This window comes from Gordonia sp. (in: high G+C Gram-positive bacteria) (assembly GCF_020438995.1).
In the GTDB taxonomy this organism is placed as follows: domain Bacteria; phylum Actinomycetota; class Actinomycetes; order Mycobacteriales; family Mycobacteriaceae; genus Gordonia.
In genome coordinates, this window is the sequence record NZ_JAGQTN010000205.1 from 1 (window position 1) to 1,635 (window position 1,635).

Here is a 1,635-nt window from a genome sequence, read left to right on the forward strand (position 1 = left end):
CCACCGATCCGCACCCACGGGGCCCAGCCGTCGAGGTCGTTCTGGGCGGCCTCCATGCTGTGCCCGCCGTCGATGAACACGAAGTCGGCCGGCTTGCCCCACGCGCGGGAGGCCGTCGTCGACGGGGCGAGCATCCCGATCACGGTCTGCTCCAGGCCGGCGTCGAACATGGTGCGCCGGAAGCGAGCCGACGTGTCGAGGGTGCCGCTGTGCGGGTCCACCAGCGTCGGATCGTGGTACTCCCAGCCCGGCTGATGTTCTTCGGAACCGCGATGATGGTCGACGGTCACCAGCACCGCGCCCGCGTCCTCGGCCGCCGACCCCAGGAACACCGTCGACTTGCCGCAGTAGGTGCCGATCTCGACGCCCACCTTCGTCGAATCAGGTTGTGCCAGATATTCTCCCGCGATCTCGAACAGCGTCTGGGCCTCGTCGAGGGGCATGAAGCCGGGAGCGTCGGCGGCTACCGCAAGGCGTTCGGAGGACGGGGCGTGCGCCGGTGAGACGGTCATGTCCCGATCCTAACGGTGCCCTCGATCACACCGGAGTAGGGTCGCAGAGATGAAGGCCCAACTGCTCACTGAAGAGACCGGCCCCGGCGGGCTCGCGCTGACTGAGATCCCCGACCTCACTCCGGGACACGGTCAACTGCTCGTCGACATCAAATCGTGCGGGGTGTGTTTTCCGGATCTGCTGATCTCCGCGGGCAAGTACCAGATCCGCCCGCCGCTGCCGTTCATCCCGGGTACCGAGGTGGCCGGGGTCGTCCGGGAAGCACCCGAGGGCGGACAGTACGGGGCGGGTGACAAGGTGCTGGTCACCCCGATGATCGGAGGATTCGCCGAACAGATCCTCGTGGTGCCCGAGATGCTCCTGCCGATGCCCGAGGGCCTGACCTTCGACGAGGGCGCGGCGCTGGGTATCAACTTCCAGACCGCGGTGTTCGCGCTCAAGATGCGGGCGCAGACCGCTCCCGGCGAGGTGGTGGGTGTTCTCGGCGCCGCGGGCGGTATCGGGGTCGCGTCCATCCTGGTGGCCAAGGCGATGGGTGCCAAGGTGGTTGCCATCGTGCACCGCACCGGAGCCGACGAACTGCTGAAAAGCCTTGGCGCCGACCACATCGTGCAGCTCACCGACGGCTGGGGTGAGAAGCTGCGGGAATTCGCACCCGAGGGCGTCGACGTGATGATCGACCCGTCCGGCGGCGACGTATTCGACGAGGCACTGCGGCAGGTGGCCCCCGACGGCCGCTACGTCGTGGTCGGCTTCGCAGCCGGCGGCATCCCCACCGTCAAGCTGAACCGGGTGTTGTTCCGCAATATCGCGATCGTCGGCGCGGCGTGGGGCGAGTACCTGCGCACCCACCCGAACGACAACATCCCGGGCCTCATCCACGACGAGATCACCGAGATGATCGAGGCGGGGCTGCGTCCACCGGTGACGGCCACCTACAGCCTCGCCGACACCGCGCAGGCGTTGACGGATATGGCCGCCGGGAAGATCCTGGGTAAGGCGGTCGTCCAGATCGCGGAGTGAGGCAGCCAGTCGATCCAGGGAGCCGGATATGTGCCGAAATATCACCGAACTGCGGGGTCTGGAACCTCCGGCCACCTCCGACGAGGTGGAGGCCGCCGC

General features: G+C 67.7%; 3 protein-coding genes. 2 read left to right on the forward strand and 1 reads right to left on the reverse strand.

What is annotated here, in order from left to right:
* On the reverse strand, positions 1-512 hold a 512-nt coding region (locus KDB67_RS14775; protein ID WP_291017061.1), incomplete at its 3' end, for a class I SAM-dependent methyltransferase.
* 49 nt (positions 513-561) lie between these two features.
* On the opposite strand from KDB67_RS14775, the gene KDB67_RS14780 reads away from it, so the two are divergent.
* Both KDB67_RS14780 and KDB67_RS14785 read left to right on the forward strand, forming a co-directional pair.
* Entirely contained in the window at positions 562-1,536 is a 975-nt protein-coding gene (locus tag KDB67_RS14780; protein WP_291017062.1) for an NADPH:quinone oxidoreductase family protein, read from the forward strand.
* 28 nt (positions 1,537-1,564) lie between these two features.
* Positions 1,565-1,635 (forward strand): DUF2277 family protein (locus tag KDB67_RS14785; RefSeq protein ID WP_291017063.1); only part of this gene is annotated, 71 nt, incomplete at its 3' end.